Origin of the sequence: Promicromonospora kroppenstedtii DSM 19349 (assembly GCF_000515355.1) — a bacterium.
Taxonomy (GTDB): Bacteria; Actinomycetota; Actinomycetes; order Actinomycetales; family Cellulomonadaceae; genus Promicromonospora; species Promicromonospora kroppenstedtii.
Window position 1 is genome coordinate 49120 of record NZ_KI911609.1, and the last position, 2614, is coordinate 51733.

Annotated in this window: 3 protein-coding genes; all 3 read right to left on the bottom strand. The window is 73.1% G+C overall.

Annotated elements, in window-relative coordinates; genetic code table 11:
• Positions 1-262, bottom strand: a 262-nt coding sequence (locus tag PROKR_RS33845; RefSeq protein ID WP_036959728.1) for a hypothetical protein, incomplete at its 3' end; no start/stop codon positions are given.
• A gap of 7 nt (positions 263-269) precedes the next feature.
• Positions 270-2108, bottom strand: coding sequence for a S9 family peptidase (locus PROKR_RS04055; RefSeq protein ID WP_211240022.1), 1839 nt, complete (start codon positions 2106-2108; stop codon positions 270-272).
• Positions 2105-2545 carry a VOC family protein gene (locus tag PROKR_RS04060; protein WP_036959730.1) on the bottom strand — a complete coding sequence of 147 codons (441 nt, stop codon included), beginning with the start codon at positions 2543-2545 and terminating at the stop codon, positions 2105-2107. The genes PROKR_RS04055 and PROKR_RS04060 overlap by 4 nt, the downstream gene beginning before the upstream one ends.
• Between the last annotated feature and the right edge of the window lie 69 nt (positions 2546-2614).

Sequence of the window (2614 nt, forward strand, 5' to 3'; positions counted from 1 at the left end):
CGCGGCCAGTGCCGGTGCCCAGGTTCGCGACCGGCTGCGCCCCCGGGTCGATGGCGAACCGGGAGCGTGCCCCGCCCGACCAGCCGCGCCACCGCTCCGGGTCGCGGCAGCCCAGGTCGATCACGGCGGCGTCCCGGTCGTACGTGAGCGTGACCTCGAGGGCGTCCGCGCCACGCGCGGGGATCTCGAACGGCACCTCGAGGTAACGGCCCTCGATCTGGTCGTCGACCGACAGGCGCAGGCGGCGCTCCTCGAAGGTCACGGCGCGCTCACCGCCCCAGGATCTCGGTCAGGAACTCGATCGCGGCCGGGTAGGCGTCCTTGCGGTTGGCCCGCTTGGCCAGGCCGTGCCCCTCGTCGTGGTAGACCCGCAGCTCGTGCCGGATGCCACGGTCCGCGAGCGCCGCGGCGATCTGCTCGGCCTCGGACAGCGGGACGCGGGGGTCGTTGGCGCCGTGGATGACGAACAGGGGCGCGCGGAGCTGGTCGAGGTGGGTGATGGGTGAGGCGGCGACGAGCAGGTCGCGGTGGTGCTCGAGGCTGCCGTACTCGCGTTCGCGGGCGGCGCGGCGGTACTCGGAGGTGTTCTCCAGGAAGGTCACCAGGGAGGACATGCCGACGATGTCGACGCCGGCGGCCCAGAGGTCGGGTTGCATGGTGGTACCGGCGAGCACCATGTAGCCGCCGTAGGAGCCGCCCCACAGGGCGCTGCGTGCGGGGTCGAGGCTGAGCTCGGGGAGCCAGGCGCGCAGGGCGGCGAGGTCGGCCACGGAGTCGAGCCGCTTGTCGACGTCGTCGAGGCTGACCCAGCGCTTGCCGTAGCCGGCGGAGCCGCGCACGTTGGGCACCAGCACAGTGAACCCGGCGCCGGCGAGGGCCTGGATGACGGGCGAGAACAGGCGGGTGGCCTCGCCCTCGGGACCGCCGTGCACGAGGACGACGGACGCGCCGGCGACCGGGGTGTCGGTGGTGGCGGGCCGGTAGACGAAGCAGGGGATCTGCTCGCCGTCGGGCGTGGGGACGCGGTGCACGGTGGGCAGTGCGATGGGCAGGCCGTCGGGGATCTGGGCGCGGCCGTCGACCAGGGTGGTGGCGGTCCCGGTGGTGCCGTCGACGAGGTGGATGGAGCCCGGGTCGCCCGAGGCGGTGAGGTGCACCGCGAAGCGTGAGGAGTCGGGGGCCCAGACGACGGTGGGGACGCCGGTGTCGGGCAGGGTGACGTCGCAGCGGTGGGTGCCGTCGTGCTCGTGGACGGCGAGGGTGGCGACGCCGTCCTGGTGGTGGCCGACGACCATGGCGGAGCCGTCGGGGGAGAGGACCACCTCGAGGTCGTGGTCGGCGGCCTCGACGAGGGTCTCCCAGGTCGTCCCCTCGGCCCCGTCGGCCCCGGTGCGGACCCGGACGACGGCGGCGTGCTCGCGCTCGTGGTCGGACGCCATGACCAGGGCGTCGTCGCCCGCCGTCCAGGAGACGTGCGTGTGGTGGGCGTGCTCGTCGGCTGCGGTGACCGTTCCGGTGACGGCGGCGTCCGCGGCGCCCGCGACGAGGATCTGCGTGGAGCGCGGCCGGCTGCTGAGCACGGTGATCGCCACGTTGCGCCGGTCGTGGGAGGCGACGGCGTCGACGAGGTATCCGCCGCCGTCGTACAGCGTGGTCTGGGTGCCGGTCGCGAGGTCGTGGACCACGACGTCGAAGTCGACGCCGTCGCGGCGGTTGGTCAGGAACACCACGGACCCGGCGGAGACGTCGGCCAGGTCGTGCTTGTACGCGGGGTCGTGGACGAGGGGTGTGAGGTCCCCCGTCGTGGCGGGCGCGGCGCCCGGGGTGATCTCCAGCAGGCTGAGCTGCATCTGCTCGTCGCCGCCGTTGTCGTGCTGCACCACCACGGTGCGGGTGCCGGGCACGTAGCGGCCGGAGCAGCGGGACGGCAGCCCGGTGAGCTGGGTGCGGCTGCCGTCCGGCGCGATCTCGACGAGCTGCATGCTGCCGGACTCGTCGTTCCCGGCCAGGATGCGGCCCTCCGGGTCGACGTCGAAGACGGTCCATGCGGTCAGGTCGAGGAGCGAGCTGATGATCTCGGGCGCGGAGGTCAGGGGTGCGGAAGTCACTCAGGCAACCTAGCGGCCCCGGCCCCACCCCCGAACTGCTGGACGTAGTGCGGGTTGTACATGACGCCCAGCAGGTTGCCGAACGGGTCCACGACGGAGGCGGTGACGAAGCCGTTGTCACCGCGCGGGGTGATCGGCTCGTACTCGGTGGCGCCCAGCTCCAGCAGGCGGGCCACGAAGCCGTCCAGGTCGTCGACGTGCCAGTACATGAGCGCGCCCCCGGGCTGGTCGGGCAGTCCCGGGGGCGCGAACGCGCGGCTGACGAGGCCGAGCTCGGCCTCGTTGTCCCCGATGCGGAACTCCGCGTAGGCCGGCTTCCCGTCCGGTCCGGGGCGCTGGAAGTACGGCTCGACGCCGAGCAGCTCGGAGTACCAGTCGGCGGCGGCGCCGACGTCGTCGGCCCAGTAGTTGATGGTGGAGAATCCTCGAAGGCTCATGCCGCCATCTCAGCACCCGCCACTGACACTCGCCGGGGCCAGAGGGTGAAGTCAGGCGCTGGGATCGGC

Excerpts from the sequence above, each read along its gene's own strand:
- PROKR_RS04060 (WP_036959730.1), bottom strand. The coding sequence starts at position 2,545 with ATGAGCCTTCGAGGATTCTCCACCATCAACTACTGGGCCGACGACGTC.